The organism is Streptomyces albidoflavus (assembly GCF_000719955.1).
Lineage (GTDB): Bacteria > Actinomycetota > Actinomycetes > Streptomycetales > Streptomycetaceae > Streptomyces > Streptomyces albidoflavus.
The window spans coordinates 129785-143963 of sequence record NZ_JOII01000008.1; the positions used below are offsets into that span (position 1 = coordinate 129785).

At 75.1% G+C, this 14179-nt stretch carries 12 protein-coding genes and 1 riboswitch; of the genes, 9 read left to right on the forward strand and 3 right to left on the reverse strand.

Going from position 1 to position 14179, the window contains the following annotated elements:
- Positions 1-54: 54 nt before the first annotated feature.
- Positions 55-1035 (reverse strand): ArsR/SmtB family transcription factor, encoded by a 981-nt coding sequence (locus IF45_RS0111890; RefSeq protein ID WP_030307260.1) that lies wholly within the window; start codon positions 1033-1035, stop codon positions 55-57.
- Positions 1036-1122: 87 nt separating this feature from the next.
- On the opposite strand from IF45_RS0111890, the gene IF45_RS0111895 reads away from it, so the two are divergent.
- The 3 genes from IF45_RS0111895 to IF45_RS0111905 all read left to right on the forward strand — a co-directional run bounded on the left by IF45_RS0111895 (position 1123) and on the right by IF45_RS0111905 (position 6471).
- Positions 1123-2409: an MFS transporter gene (locus IF45_RS0111895; RefSeq protein ID WP_030307261.1), complete on the forward strand. Its 1287-nt coding sequence runs from the start codon at positions 1123-1125 to the stop codon at positions 2407-2409.
- Between the two features lie 139 nt (positions 2410-2548).
- Positions 2549-2741: riboswitch (cobalamin riboswitch) on the forward strand.
- Positions 2742-2916: 175 nt separating this feature from the next.
- On the forward strand, positions 2917-5235 hold the full coding sequence (gene metE, locus IF45_RS0111900) for a 5-methyltetrahydropteroyltriglutamate--homocysteine S-methyltransferase (protein WP_030307263.1): 2319 nt from the start codon (positions 2917-2919) through the stop codon (positions 5233-5235).
- Positions 5236-5493: 258 nt separating this feature from the next.
- Positions 5494-6471 (forward strand): PRC and DUF2382 domain-containing protein, encoded by a 978-nt coding sequence (locus IF45_RS0111905; protein WP_010641447.1) that lies wholly within the window; start codon positions 5494-5496, stop codon positions 6469-6471.
- A gap of 100 nt (positions 6472-6571) precedes the next feature.
- Here IF45_RS0111905 and IF45_RS0111910 read toward each other — a convergent pair whose 3' ends face one another.
- The gene (locus IF45_RS0111910; RefSeq protein WP_008414447.1) at positions 6572-7510 is read right to left on the reverse strand and encodes an oxidoreductase; all 939 of its coding nucleotides are present in this window, start codon (positions 7508-7510) and stop codon (positions 6572-6574) included.
- A 193-nt stretch (positions 7511-7703) separates the two neighbouring features.
- Between IF45_RS0111910 and IF45_RS0111915 the strand changes: the two genes are divergently transcribed.
- Together IF45_RS0111915 and IF45_RS0111920 are read left to right on the forward strand one after the other, a co-directional pair.
- The gene (locus tag IF45_RS0111915) at positions 7704-8255 is read left to right on the forward strand and encodes a hypothetical protein (RefSeq protein ID WP_030307266.1); all 552 of its coding nucleotides are present in this window, start codon (positions 7704-7706) and stop codon (positions 8253-8255) included.
- 81 nt (positions 8256-8336) lie between these two features.
- Positions 8337-9065: an ArsR/SmtB family transcription factor gene (locus IF45_RS0111920; protein ID WP_015506932.1), complete on the forward strand. Its 729-nt coding sequence runs from the start codon at positions 8337-8339 to the stop codon at positions 9063-9065.
- Between the two features lie 549 nt (positions 9066-9614).
- Here the strand turns inward: IF45_RS0111920 and IF45_RS0111925 are convergent.
- The gene (locus IF45_RS0111925; RefSeq protein ID WP_015506931.1) at positions 9615-10355 is read right to left on the reverse strand and encodes a TioE family transcriptional regulator; all 741 of its coding nucleotides are present in this window, start codon (positions 10353-10355) and stop codon (positions 9615-9617) included.
- Positions 10356-10424: 69 nt separating this feature from the next.
- Here IF45_RS0111925 and IF45_RS0111930 point away from each other — a divergent pair, with 69 nt between their 5' ends.
- The 4 genes from IF45_RS0111930 (at position 10425) to IF45_RS0111945 (ending at position 14165) form a co-directional block, all read left to right on the forward strand.
- Positions 10425-11645, forward strand: coding sequence for an erythromycin esterase family protein (locus IF45_RS0111930; RefSeq protein ID WP_030307269.1), 1221 nt, complete (start codon positions 10425-10427; stop codon positions 11643-11645).
- 81 nt (positions 11646-11726) lie between these two features.
- Positions 11727-12671 carry a DMT family transporter gene (locus IF45_RS0111935; protein WP_030307271.1) on the forward strand — a complete coding sequence of 315 codons (945 nt, stop codon included), beginning with the start codon at positions 11727-11729 and terminating at the stop codon, positions 12669-12671.
- Between the two features lie 108 nt (positions 12672-12779).
- Positions 12780-13229, forward strand: coding sequence for a PaaI family thioesterase (locus tag IF45_RS0111940; protein WP_030307273.1), 450 nt, complete (start codon positions 12780-12782; stop codon positions 13227-13229).
- A 201-nt stretch (positions 13230-13430) separates the two neighbouring features.
- Complete coding sequence (locus IF45_RS0111945; protein ID WP_030307275.1) at positions 13431-14165, forward strand: hypothetical protein; 735 nt, start codon at positions 13431-13433, stop codon at positions 14163-14165.
- The last annotated feature ends 14 nt before the right edge of the window (positions 14166-14179 follow it).

A 14179-nucleotide genomic window follows, 5' to 3' on the forward strand; every position in this document is an offset into this window, starting at 1 on the left:
GGCTTCCCACGACGTCCTGTGGGGCGACGGCGTACCCCGCGCTGTCGCCGGTTCTCAGCCCGAACCGGCGACCAGTGCCTCGCCGAGCGGGGTGCGGCGGTAGAGGACGGACCGTCCGGACCGGGCGCGCGTGAGCAACCCCGCGTCCCGCAGGACGGCGAGGTGGTCTCCGACCGCGCCGGGTGTCATGGCGAGGCTCCGGGCGAGATGGCTGGTGCTGGCCGGGGCGTCCAGCGCCGACAGCAGCCGGGCCCGGGACCGGCCGATCAAGGCGGTCAGCGCGTCCGGCCGGGGGGCTGTCTCCCGCGCACCCCACAGGGCGGCGGTGCCGCGGGCGCCGTAGATCAAGGTCCTGGGCCAGGGATCTTCCAGGTGCGTGGCGATGTTCGCGACGAAGACCGACGGGATCAGCAGGAGCCCGTCGCCGGCCAGACGGACTGTTCCGACGTCGCGGAAATGGCCGATCTCGATGCCGCCGGCTCGCCAGGCGATGCTCGGGTGCAGGCTCTCGACGGCGGTGACCCAGCCGTGTTCACCGATCACCCCCACCCGGTGTACGACGTCGCGCTCGCAGATCGCCCGCAGTTGAGGCCAGTCCGGGGCGAGCAGCTCGTGCCAGGCCAGATCCATCGCCTCGGCGATCCTGGAGACGGCGTCCGCCGAGTCCAGCACGGCGCGTACGCGGGGATCACGGGCGGACGGGCCGGTCGCGGCGGTAGAGATCTCGCGGCGGGCCGCTTCCAGTGGTGCGGCCCGGATCGTGACCAGGTCGTCCGCCCAGGTCTGGTGGAGGCCGCGTGGGGGCGGGGCGACGAAGTCCGGTCCGGATCGAGGGGTGTGCAGGGCGAGGAAAGCGTTCAGCTCGGTCTCGCGACGAAGCCGTTCAAAGGCCGGCCGGAGCCGGTCGGCCCAGGTTCGCGGCAGCGGCTGATCGCGGCCGGCGAGCGAACGGAGCAGGAAGCAGAGGTCCATCGCGGGCGACAGGGCGAAGCGGCTGCGCATCAGATTGTCGACGGAGACTTCGAAGCGGAGCACCGCGCCATGCTACGCGCGACGTTGTGCCGATTCGTCCAGCGACGAATCATTGGGGAGGGGCCCGGACGCGCGGCGAGGCTGCGCGTCATGACACCGACCGCCGGGCCCGCGCAGGGCAATCACCGTGCCACCTACCGGGAGGTGCTGGCCGAGCCACGGTTCCGGCTGCTCTTCTCGACCCGTGCCGTCTCCATCACCGCGGACGCACTGCGGATCACCACCTTCTCGGTCCTGGTCTACTCGTCCACCGGTTCCGCGCTGCTGAGCGCGGTGGCTTTCGGCACAGGCTTCCTTCCGCAGCTGTTCGGCTCGCTGCTGCTGGGCTCACTGGCCGACCGGCTGCCGCCCCGCGCGCTCATCACCGGCGGCTACGTGGTGACGTGCGCCGCCGCCCTGCTGCTCGCCCTGGTGCGGATGCCGATCGCGGCGAGCCTCGCTGTCGTGGCGCTGGTCTCCCTGGCCACGCCCGTCTTTCACGGCGCGTCGAGCCGCCTGGTCGCGCAGTCGCTGAAGGGGGACGCCTACGTCCTGGGCCGGTCACTGAACAACATCGCCGGGGCCGGCGCGCAGCTGTTCGGCCTGGCGCTGGGAGGTGCCGCGGTCGCGGCACTCGGACCACGCCGGGCACTCGCGGTCAGCGCCCTCCTCTACCTCGGCTGCGCGCTCGCTGTCCGCATCCGCCTGCCCCGGCTGCGGCCGACGGAGTGCGGCGGCACCCCCGGCGGTGCCGTGGGCGAGCGCGGGGCCGTCCGGGCAAGCCTGCAAGGCGCAGGCCTGCTGCTGCGCGGACGTACGGTGCGGCGGCTGATGCTGGCCCAGTGGCTACCGCCCGCGTTCGTGGCGGGCGCGGAAGGGCTCATCGTGGCCTACGCGGGAGAACGCCACTTCGCGCCCGGCTGGTACGCGGTGCTGATGGGCTGTCTGCCGGTCGGCATGCTCGTCGGCGACCTGCTGGTGGGGCGGCTTCTACGGCCACGCGGGCGTGAGCGACTGGTGGTCCCGTTGACCGTGCTGTCGGGGCTGCCGCTCATCGGTTTCGCCGCCCAGCCAGGGGTGGGCGTCTCGTCCTGCCTGCTCCTGCTCGCCGGTTTCGGGTACGCCTACGGCCTCGGCCTGCAACGGCCGTTCCTCGACGCCCTGCCGCCGGAAGGCCGGGGCCAGGCCTTCGGCCTGCTCGGCTCCGGCAGTATGACCCTCCAGGGCGTCGGGCCCGTCTGCCTGGGCTCGGTGGCAGCCGGCTTGGGAACAGGCGGCGCGATCGCTGTGGCAGGCGGCGCGGTGACGCTGACCGCCGGCTGGATGCTCACCTGGCACCGGGCCGGCCGCGAGCCGTCCCGCACCACCATCCCCGCCTCCACCACCGCGTCGTCCTGACGCCCACCACCCACGACGCCGCACCGGAGCCGGTGACGGTCCGGGAAGCGCACGCCACCTCCGCTCGTGGAGCCCCCGCGTCCCGCCATGTGAACACTCACCCCCGCGACCCGCCCGCCCCCCGCTAGGGTGGCCGGTGCAGCTGGTTCGCCCCGTCCGCCAGGCGGGGTGTCGTAAGAGGGAACCCGGTGGGAATCCGGGACTGCCCCGCAGCGGTGAGTGGGAACGAACGCTGTCATACGCACTGGGTCCGGGGAACGGGTCTGGGAAGCGACGGCCAGTAGGGGTCCGCCTCGGCGGATGTGCCCGCGAGTCCGAAGACCTGCCCGTTGCCCGCGCACGGCGATCCGTGTGCGGACATCCCGGTGACCTCGTGGGCGGGTCGGAGGAGCACAGAGCGGACGGACGGGGGCGCCCTCGGGCGTCGACTCGCCGTCCGGTCCGGCACCCCTTCGCGTCCGCGTCCTGTCGCCAGGATGCAGGAGACATCTCGCGAAGGAGAGTTCCGTGACAGCGAAGTCCGCAGCCGCGGCAGCACGGTCGACCGTGTACGGCTACCCCCGCCAGGGACAGCACCGGGAACTGAAGAAGGCCGTCGAGGGGTACTGGAAGGGCCGCGTCGGCGCCGACGCCCTCAAGAAGACGGCGGCAGAGCTCCGCCGCGCCAACTGGGCCCAGCTCGCCGAGGCCGGCATCGACGAGGTGCCCACCGGTGACTTCTCGTACTACGACCACGTCCTGGACACCAGCGTCATGGTCGGCGCCGTCCCGCCGCGCCACCGGGCGGCCGTCGACGCCGACCCGCTCGACGGATATTTCGCCATGGCGCGCGGCAACCAGGACGTGGCGCCGCTGGAGATGACCAAGTGGTTCGACACCAACTACCACTACCTGGTCCCCGAACTGGGCCCGGACACCGTCTTCACCGCCGACTCCGCCAAGCAGGTCGCCGAGCTGACCGAGGCGCTCGCCCTCGGCCACACCGCCCGCCCGGTCCTCGTCGGCCCCGTCACCTACCTGCTGCTCGCCAAGCCCGCCCCCGGTGTCGCCGAGGAGTTCGAGCCGCTCACCCTGCTCGACCGGCTCCTCCCGGTCTACGCCGAGGTCCTGGGCGACCTGCGGGCCGCGGGCGCCGAGTGGGTCCAGCTGGACGAGCCCGCGCTCGTCCAGGACCGCAGCCCGGCCGAGCTGAACGCCGCCGCCCGCGCCTACCGCGACCTCGGCGCCCTCACCGACCGGCCCAAGCTGCTGGTCGCCTCCTACTTCGACCGGCTCGGGGAGGCGCTGCCGGTACTGGCGAAGGCGCCGGTCGAGGGGCTGGCGCTGGACTTCACCGAGGCGGCCGCCGCCAACCTCGACGACCTCGCCGCCGTCGGCGGCCTGCCCGGCAAGCGGCTCGTCGCGGGCGTCGTCAACGGCCGCAACATCTGGATCAACGACCACGAGAAGTCGCTGGCCACCCTCGCCACCCTGCTCGGCCTCGCCGGCCGCGTCGACGTGGCCGCCTCCTGCTCCCTGCTGCACGTCCCGCTCGACACCGCGCCCGAACGCGACCTCGACCCGCGGATCCTGCGCTGGCTCGCCTTCGCCCGGCAGAAGACCGCCGAGATCGTCACCCTGGCCAAGGGCCTCGCCCAGGGCACCGGCGCCGTCGCCGCCGAGATCGCCGCCAACCGGGCCGCCCTCGCCTCGCGCGCCGACTCCCCGCTCACCCGCGACCCGGCCGTCCGCGCCAGGACCGCCGCCGTCACCGAGGCCGACGCGCGCCGCCCCCAGCCCTACCCCGAGCGGGCCGTCGCCCAGCGCGAGCGGCTGCGGCTGCCGCTGCTGCCCACCACGACCATCGGCTCGTTCCCGCAGACCGGCGAGGTGCGCGCGGCCCGCGCCGACCTGCGGGCGGGCCGGATCGACGCGGCCGGGTACGAGGAGCGCATCGCCGCCGAGATCGCCGAGGTCATCGCCTTCCAGGAGAAGGCGGGGATCGACGTCCTGGTGCACGGCGAGGCCGAGCGCAACGACATGGTCCAGTACTTCGCCGAGCAGCTCACCGGCTACCTCGCCACCCAGCACGGCTGGGTCCAGTCGTACGGCACCCGCTACGTCCGGCCGCCGGTCCTCGCGGGGGACATCTCCCGGCCCGCGCCGATGACGGTGGGCTGGACGACGTACGCCCAGTCGCTCACCGAGCGGCCGGTCAAGGGGATGCTGACCGGGCCCGTCACCATGCTGGCCTGGTCCTTCGTCCGGGACGACCAGCCGCTCGGGGAGACCGCGGCCCAGGTCGCGCTGGCCCTGCGCGACGAGGTGGCCGACCTGGAGGCGGCCGGCACCCCGGTGATCCAGGTCGACGAGCCGGCGCTGCGCGAGACGCTGCCGCTGCGCGCCGCCGACCGCCCCGCCTACCTGGAGTGGGCCACCCGCGCCTTCCGGCTCACCACCGGCGGCGTGGCGCCGGCCACCCAGATCCACACCCACATGTGCTACGCGGAGTTCGGCGACATCGTGCAGGCCATCGACGACCTCGACGCCGACGTCATCAGCCTGGAGGCGGCCCGCTCCCACATGGAGGTGGCGCACGAACTCGCCGCCCACGGCTACCCGCGCGAGGCCGGTCCCGGGGTCTACGACATCCACTCGCCGCGCGTCCCCGGCGCCGAGGAGGCCGCCGCCCTGCTCCGCGAGGGCCTGGCGGCCATCCCGGCCGAGCGGCTCTGGGTCAACCCGGACTGCGGACTGAAGACTCGCGGCTGGCCGGAGACCCGCGCCTCCCTGGAGAACCTGGTGGCCGCGGCCCGCACCGTCCGCGCCGCGCTCGACGCCTCCTGACCGGGCCGCGCCCGGGGACGTAAGGGCCATTCACCCGAATGGAGTAATGCCGTACGTCCCCGGGAGGCGGCTCCCGGCCCTCCCGGAGGCCCGCCGACGCCTTGCCGCACGCGAGGCGCGGGCCGCCGGTGGGGGAGCGCGGGCGGTCCCGGGTTGCCGCGAGGGCGTTCCGGGTGCGCGATGGAGGCGTGGGTGTGTGGGCCCATGGGGGTGCTCCCGGAATCCTCCGCCACGCGCCGTCCAAGGAGTGATCACGACATGACAGCAGGTGACAGCTTCCTCACCACCGACCAGCTGGTGGGGCTGACCGCCTACGACCGCGACGGCGCCAAGGTCGGCAGTGTCGAACAGGTCTTCCTCGACGACGCCACCGGGAAGCCCGAGTGGGTCACGGTCAAGACCGGCATGTTCGGCATGAAGGAGACCTTCGTGCCGCTGGCCGGGGCGGGCCACGACGGCGAGGGACTGCACCTCGCCTACGCCAAGGACACGATCAAGGACGCTCCGCGCGTCGACGCCGACGAACATCTCGACGCCGCCGAGGAGCGCGAGCTGTACGCCCACTACGGGGTCACCCGGGGCGGCAGCGGCAAGACCGGTGAGGAGATGAGCGGGCGGACGGACACGTCCGGCAAGGACACCGGCATGGACACCGGGACCAAGGCCGCGGCGGCGGGCACCGCCGGGGCGGCCGGGGCCGCGGGTGCGGCCGGTGCCGGTGGCCGCAGCCAGTCCGGCATGGACCGGCCCGCCGAGGACCGGCCGCTGGCCGGGGCCGGCATGAGCCGGTCCGCCGCCGAGACGGGCGACGACCGCGCCAAGTACGCCGACGAGATGGTCCGCTCCGAGGAGCAGCTGCGCGTCGGCACCGAGGAGCAGGAGGTGGGCCGCGCCCGCCTGCGCAAGGTGGTGGTGACCGAGGACGTCTCCACGACCGTCCCCGTCAGCCACGAGGAGGTGCATCTCGTCAGGGAGCCCATCGGTGAGGGCGACCGGACGCGCGGGACCGAGATCGGCGAGGCCGAGGCGGAGGTCACCCTCCACGCCGAACGCCCCGTCGTGCGCAAGGAGGCCGTCGCCGTCGAACGGGTGCGCCTGGAGACGGAGAAGGTCACCGAACAGCGCGAGGTCAGCGACACCGTCCGCAAGGAGGAGATCCAGTACGACGACGGCACCGGCAGCGCCTCCGGCGAGGAGGACGACTGGAAGGGCGGCCGCAGCGGCCCGACCCGCTGACGGCCTCCCGGAACCCGGGAGCCGTCCCGGAAGCCGGACGGCCGGCCGGACACCACCGAGGTGCCCGGCCGGCCGTCCGGCATGTCCGGGACCGGTGCGGTCAGGCCGGTTCCAGCCCCGGGTCGACACCGGTCAGCGCGGCCGAGACGTCCCACAGGCGGCGGGCGGTCACCGGGTCCTTGGCGCGCGCCGAGAGCCGGGCCGGGCCCGCGCCGCCCCGGCACTCCAGCGGTCCGGCCGGGCCGTAGTACGCGCCGCCGCGGGCCGCCGGGTCGGTGGCCGCCAGCAGCACGGGCAGCGCGCCCGACGAGGCCGGCTGGGTGAAGAGCCGGGTGGCCCGCTCCATCCGGGCCGCCCAGGAGTGGCCGGCCATCTTCGGCCCGGCCTGGCCCAGTTCGGTGGCGGCCAGCCCCGGATGGGCGGAGACGGCCGTCAGGTCGAGCCCGGCCGCCCTGGCGCGGCGGGCCAGTTCGGCGGTGAAGAGGAGATTGGCCAGCTTGGAACGCCCGTAGGCGGGCCAGGAGCCGTAGCCCCGCTCGGCGTTGAGGTTGTCGAAGTCGATGCGGCCCATCCGGTGGGCGAGCGAGGAGACCGTCACGACGCGCGCCGGGCCGTCCGTACCGAGGTACGGCAGCAGGTGGGCGGTGAGGGCGAAGTGGCCCAGGTGGTTGGTGCCGAACTGCATCTCGAAGCCGTCGGCGGTACGGCGTTCCGGCAGCGCCATCACGCCCGCGTTGTTGACCAGCAGGTCGACGCGGCCGCCGGAGGTCCTGCCGATCTCCTCGGCGGCCTCGGCGACCGAGGAGAGGTCCGCCAGGTCGAGCCCGACCAGCGGCACCTTCGCCTCCGGCACCACCCGCCGTACCGCCGCCGCCGTCCGCTCCGCCTTGGCGAGGTCGCGGCAGGCCATCACGACCCGCGCGCCGCCCTTGGCCAGCGCCAGTGTGGTCGCGGCACCGATACCGCTGTTGGCGCCGGTCACCACGGCGGTGGTGCCGGACAGGTCGGGCAGGGGGCGGGGTGTGGTGCGCGGAGCCATGGGTGTGCGTCTCCCGACAGGGGGCGTGGGCGTCAACTTGCGGTCCCCGGCCGCCTGCCCGTGGCGGGCGGCCTCACACAGGGGCGCACAGCCTACGGGGGCGGCCCCCGGGCGGGTCCGGGCGGCTGACGGAGTGTCCGGCGGGTGGGCGGCGGCTGGTGGCCCCACAGCTTCGTCGTCCATACTGCGGACCGTGGACGAGCGCATAGAGACCAAGGCCCCGCCCGTGTACGTCGCCACCACCTCACCGGCGCACATTCCGGGCATCACCGCCCCCTCGGCCGGCCCGGCGGAGAAGGACGGCGACGCCACGGGCGGCACCCCCGACGACGCGGCCCCCGCCGAGGACGCGGCTCCCGAGGAGGCGGCCCCCGAGGAGCGGGCCGCCGAGCCGGAGCCCGAGCCCGAGGCGGCCGAGGACGCCGCAGAGGAGGCCACGGAGCCCGAGGGCGGCGAGGCCCCCGCCGACGGCCCCGTCTTCGAGGCCGCCGACCGCCGCGCCGCCGTGACGGCCGACGCGGACGGCATACGGCTGCGCCTCGACGACCAGGAGGCCGAGTTCACCTGGGAGGAGGTGGCCGCCGTGGAGTCCTCGGTCTCCCGCTTCGGCCGCCGCCTCCTCGTCGCCGTCCACACCCCCGGCCCCTGGCGCTACCCCGCCGAGGTCGAGGCGGACGGCAAGGAGCAGGCCAAGGAGTGGCTGACCGCCCTGGACGCGGTCCTGGACGCCTACTTCGAGGAGTAGGAGCCGCACGCCCCCCGGCGCCCGGTGTCCGGCGGCGACGCTTCGGCGGCCGCCGAACCCCGGGCGCGGCATCCTGGTGCCATGGGAACCGAACCGGCGGCCCCCGGCTCCGCCGCCGAGCGGGTGGCCGCCCTGGCCGCCCTGCTCGCCGACGAGACCCGGGCCGTCATCTGCCTCGCCCTCCTGGACGGCCGCGCCTGGACCGCCGGGGAGCTGGCCCGCCGCGCCGGCGTCGCCGCCTCCACCGCCACCGAGCACCTCAACCGGCTGGTCGCGGGCGGCCTGCTCGCCCAGGAGCGGCAGGGCCGCCACCGGTACGTCCGGCTCGCCGACCCCGGTGCCGCCCGCCTGGTCGAGGGGCTCGCCGCCCGGGCGGCACCCGGCGGGGAGCGGCCCGTGGGCCTGCGCGCGGTCCGCGCGGGGAGCCGGCTGGCCCGGGGGCGTACCTGCTACGACCATCTCGCGGGCCGGATCGGCGTCGCCGTCACCGACGCGATGGTGGGGCGGGGCCTGCTCGCCCCGGACGCCGACCTCACCCCCACCCGTGCGGGCTGCACCTGGTTCGCCGCGCAGGGCCTGGATCTCACGCCGCCCGGGCGTCGCCCGGTCACCCGGGCCTGCCTGGACTGGACCGAACGGCGCCCCCACCTCGCCGGGCACGCCGGTGCCCTCCTGTGCCGCCACACCTTCGACCACGGGTGGTGCCGACGGGTCGGTACGGATCGGGCCGTCGAGATCACCCCCGAGGGGGAGGAGCGCCTGGGCGCTCTGCTCGGCATCGAGGCGGGAGCCTGGCGGCTGCCGGGCTGAGCCCGTCCCGGGGCCTGTTTCGGCCTCAGGCGCCGGCCGGGCTGTCTTGTGCCCGCGCTCCGGCTCGACCGTGCCGGTCAAAGATGGCCTCAAGCGCCGGCCGGGCTTGAGGGTGGCCTCAGGCGCCGGCCGGGCTCGAAGGTGGCCTCAGGCGCCGGCCGGGCTTGAAGTCAGGTGCCGGCCGGGCTTGAGGAGGGCCTCAAGCGTCGGCCGGGCTCGGAGGGGGACTCAAGGCCGGGCGGGTTCGCATGTGGGCTCAAGCGTCGGAGCAAGTTGTACGGGGCGAGGACGAGGCGTCAGGCCACCGGGGGGACCGCTCGCCGGGGATGCCGGCGGCCGGCGGCGTGATCCGGTCGGGCCCGGCGGCGGTCTCCTCAAGGTCCGGGCCGCTGTCCGGTCGCGACCACGTGGGTGCCCTCGGCTGCGAAGGCGCGGGCGGCGGTCCGGGCGGTCCCGGTGCCTGCTCCGGTCACAGCGACGACCCTGCTGCTCTGCTCCGCGGTGTGGTTCATGCCGGTGGTCGGGGAACCCTGCCGCCAGGGGCAAGGGTCAAGCGTCCCGGGCGGGCTCCTCGCGCGCCCGCAGGTACGCCTCCAGTTCCGCCGCCCCGGCCAGCAGGGCCCGGCCCCGGCCGGTGAGGCGGGCGTGCCAGGTGTGCAGGGTGTCCGCCAGGGGTTCCAGGCCGCCCGCCTCGCGTACCTGGGAGAGCAACGGTGCGATCTGGTGCAGCAGGTGGCCGCCGCGCCGGAGCTGGTGGGCCAGGCGGGCGTCGCGGACGGCGGCCTCGTCGTAGACGCGGTAGCCGGTGCGGGGGTCCCGGCGGGGGCGGACCAGGCCCGCCGCCTCCCACTTGCGCAGGGTCGCGGGGCGGACGCCGAGCTGGTGGGCGAGGGGGCCGACGAACAGGGTGCCGCCCTTCGGGGCCGGTACGGGTTCCAGGTCGCGCAGGGCCGACTCGACGGCGCGCAGGGTGCGGCGGTCCTCCAGGAGCTGGGCGTGGCTCGCGGCGATCAGGGCGAACGCCTCCTCGGGGGCGCCCCGGTGCACCGCCCGCAGGATCTCCGAGGCCGTCCGGTGGCCGTGGCCGGGCAGCAGGGCGAGGAAGGCGCCGAGGGCCGCCGCGTGCAGCGGGGTGTAGACGCGGTAGCCGCTGGGGGTGCGCCCGGCGGGCGGGAGGATGCCCGCCTCCTCGTAGTTGCGTACCGCCTGGGTGGAGAGTCCGTGGGCACGGGCCAGATCGACCGGCCGCAGCCGCTCGCCGGCCGCCCCTGTTTGAAGGTTCTGGCGCATGTACCCCAGCCTATCGGGGCCTTTCGGCGCGGAAGTTTCCACCAAAGGTTCAGCGATACGGTGAAAGCCATGCCCATCGACCTGAAGGAAATCGCCGCGCCGCTCGACGCCGCCGCCGTCTCCCGTCTGCTCCCGCACCGGCCCCGGCTCCTCGCCCTCGGCGAGCCCACCCACGGCGAGGACGCCCTGCTGCGTCTGCGCAACGCCCTCTTCCGCCGGCTCGTCGAGGAGCACGGGTACCGCACGATCACGCTGGAGACCGACTGCCTGGCCGGGCTGCTCGTGGACGCCTACGTCACCTCCGGCACCGGCACCCTCGACGCCGCCCTGGAGCACGGATTCAGCCACGGCTGGGGCGCCTCCGCCGCCAACCGGGACCTCGTCCGCTGGATGCGCGCGTACAACGCCCGCGCCGAGGAGGAGGGCCGGCCCGCCGCCGGCCGGCTCCGCTTCGCCGGGTTCGACGGCCCGCTGGAGATCACCCACGCCGCCAGCCCCCGGCCCTGCCTCACCGCCCTCCACGCCCACCTCGCGGCCCACCTGGACCCCGCGCTGCTGCCCTGCACCGCCGAGGAGCTGGACGCCCTCCTCGGCGAGGACGACCGGTGGACCGAACCGGCCGCCATGACGGACCCGGCCCGCTCCTGCGGCCGGTCCGTCGAGGCCGCGCGGCTGCGCCTGCTCGCCGACGACCTGACGGCCCTGCTCGACCAGCAGGAGCCCCACCTGCGCGCGGCCGCCCCGCCCGGCGAGCGCGAGACGGTCCGCCTGCACGCCCGCACCGCCACCGGCCTGCTCCGGTACCACCGCGCCATGGCCGACCCCTCACCCGCCCGGATGTCCCGGCTCTGCGCCCAGCGCGACCTGATGATGGCGGAGAACCTCCTCGCCCTCACCGCCCGCGGCCCGGTCCTCGCCCACGCCCAGAACGCCCACTTCCAGCGGCCGAAGAGCGCCATGCGGATGTGGCAGGGCCCCGTCGAGTGGTGGAGCGCGGGCGCGCTGGTGAGCGCCCGGCTCGGCGAGGAGTACGCCTTCCTCGCCACCGCCCTCGGCACCCTCCGCCACCAGGGCGTCGACACCCCGCCCCCGGACACCGTCGAAGGGCTGCTGTACGCCCGGCTCCCCGGGGAGAGCCACCTCGTGGACGCCCGCCGCCTCGCCGCCGTCCTCGGCGCCCCGCCGCCCGCGCCCCGGACCTCTCCCTGGTTCGGGTACGCCCCGCTCGACCCGGCCCACCTGCCGCACCTCGACGGCCTCGTCCTCCTCAAGGACGTCCCGGAGAGCTGAGCGGACCTGCCCGCAGGCCCGACGGCCCCGACGGCCTCGCTTCGGTGCCCGCCGAACGATCTTCCCGCTAGCGTCACCGCCATGAACACCTCATCCGGCACTCCCGAGCCCTGGGCCCGGTGGGCCGCGCCCGCCGCCGCCTCGGTCACCGTGGTCCTGTGGGCCTCGGCCTTCGTCTCCATCCGCAGCGCCGGCGAGGCGTACTCGCCCGGCGCGCTCGCCCTCGGGCGGCTGCTGGCCGGGGCGGCGGTGCTCGGGGCCGTCGCCGCAGTCCGCCGGATCGGGCTGCCGCCGCGCGGCGCCTGGCCGGGCATCCTGCTCTCCGGCGTCCTGTGGTTCGGTGTGTACATGGTGGTGCTCAACTGGGGCGAGCGGGAGGTCGACGCGGGCACCGCCGCGCTGCTGGTCAACATCGGGCCGCTGCTCATCGCCCTGCTCGGCGGCACCCTCCTCGGCGAAGGGCTGCCCAGGCCGCTGCTGGCCGGGGTGGCCGTCTCGTTCGCCGGTGCCGTCGTCGTCGGCCTTTCCACCTCCGGGGACGGCGGCGCCTCCGCCCTCGGCGTCGTCCTGTGCCTGCTCGCCGCCGGGTCCTACGCGGCCGGAGTGGTGGCGCAGAAGCCCGCGCTGCGCCACGCCGGGGCGCTCCAGGTCACCACGTACGGCTGCCTGGTGGGGGCCGTGGTCTGCCTGCCGTTCACCGGCACGCTCCTGACCGAGCTGCGCACCGCCCCGCTCGGCGCCACCCTCAACATGGTCTACCTCGGCGTCTTCCCGACCGCCCTCGCCTTCACCACCTGGGCGTTCGCGCTCTCCCGCACCACCGCCGGGCGGATGGGCGCCACCACCTACGCCGTGCCCGCCCTGGTCGTCCTGATGTCCTGGGCCCTGCTCGGCGAGGTGCCGGCCCCGCTCGCCCTGGCCGGCGGTGCCCTCTGCCTCGCCGGGGTCGCCGTCTCCCGGCGGCGCGGACCCGTCGCCGCCGCCCGGGCGGAGGGGCGGACGCCGGTGCCCGACGCGGCGGAGTGAGCGCGGTCACCCGGGGCGGATCTTGCCCCGGCGGTGGAGCGGGGCTTGTATGCGGGCGGGGGCGCCGGGCCCGGCATCCCCGCCCGACGACCGGAAGGACCCGCCGCCGTGACCGAGAAGAGCTCCGCCGCCACCCCCGAGGGAGCCGTCGCCGAGGGTGAACTCACCGCGCTGCTCGGCACCATGCCGTACGCGGTGTCCCTCGGCGTCGAGCTGGAGGCGGCCTCGCCCGCCGAGACCCGGGGGCACCTGCACTGGGCGCCCGAGCGGTGCACCATCGGCGGGGCGCTGCACGGCGGGGCGCTGATGTCGCTGGCCGACGCGGTCGGCGCGGTCTGTGCCTACCTCAACCTGCCGCCCGGCGCGGCCGGCACCACCACGGTCGAGTCGAAGACCAACTTCTTCCGCGCCCTGCGCGAGGGCACCGTCCGCGCCGTCGCCCGGCCCCTGCACACGGGCCGCTCGTTCGTCGTCGTCCAGACCGACCTGTACGACGACGAGGGGCGTCGACTGGGCCAGACCACCCAGACGCAGGCCGTGCTGCTGCCGCGTACCTGACCCTCTCGAACGTGTTGCCCCCTCTGGTGCGTTCGGTCGATTTGCCCGTCAGTTGGCTGAAAAGCGGTGTTGACGCGCATTGCGTCCCAATTCACCCTTAAGTCCTCGGGGATCTCCCGAGCCGCACCACGCACCATTGGGGGAACTTTGGCTTCCGTACGACGAGCGCGCACCCGGGCCGGACTGGTCGGTCTGCTGGCGATGGGTGTGCTGGCCACCTTCACACCGCAGGCGGCCGCCGACGCGCACAGCCCGTGGGGCTACTACGGCCCGGTCAAGGGCATCAAGTACAAGAACCGCGCGACCATCGCCGACAGTTCGCGGCTCTACGCGTCGACCACCGCCGCCAAGAACGGCAGCGGCAACGTCCCCTCGGGGTACCTGGGGGCACTGGCGCGCCTCTACAAGGGCAGCACGCTCTGCGCCTCGAACGGGTACTCCTACACCAGCGGCCCCGCCAACAGCCTGAGCGTCCCGACGCTCGGCAAGGGCTGCGGAAAGGGCACGTACCACAGCTACGGCGTGACGAAGGCGTACACCGGGAACGGCTACAAGGCCGTCTACACCTTCAAGTCGCCCAGCGTGAACCACCGTTCGCTCACCGCCGGGCCGGCCGCGCCCGGCCACGGCACCGCGCCCGCCTGGCCGAAGAACGCGAAGGGGGAGACGTACGGCTCCGGCCTGGAGGCGACGTCGCCGGGGAACGCGCCCGATCTGATCCGGGCCTACACGACCGGGGGCGAGGTCGGCTACGTGAAGCGGGCGGAGCTGGAGGACGAGCCGGCGCCCGCCTCGCCGCGCGAGGCCGTCGCCCTCCAGAAGCGGCTGGCCGGTGCGGACCGCCGCATCGCGGTGTACGACGCCGACGGGACCACGGTGCTCGGCGACTTCGTGGTCCGCCGCGCCCCGGCGAGCGCGCTGACCCAGGGGCGCTGACCCCGGCCCGACGC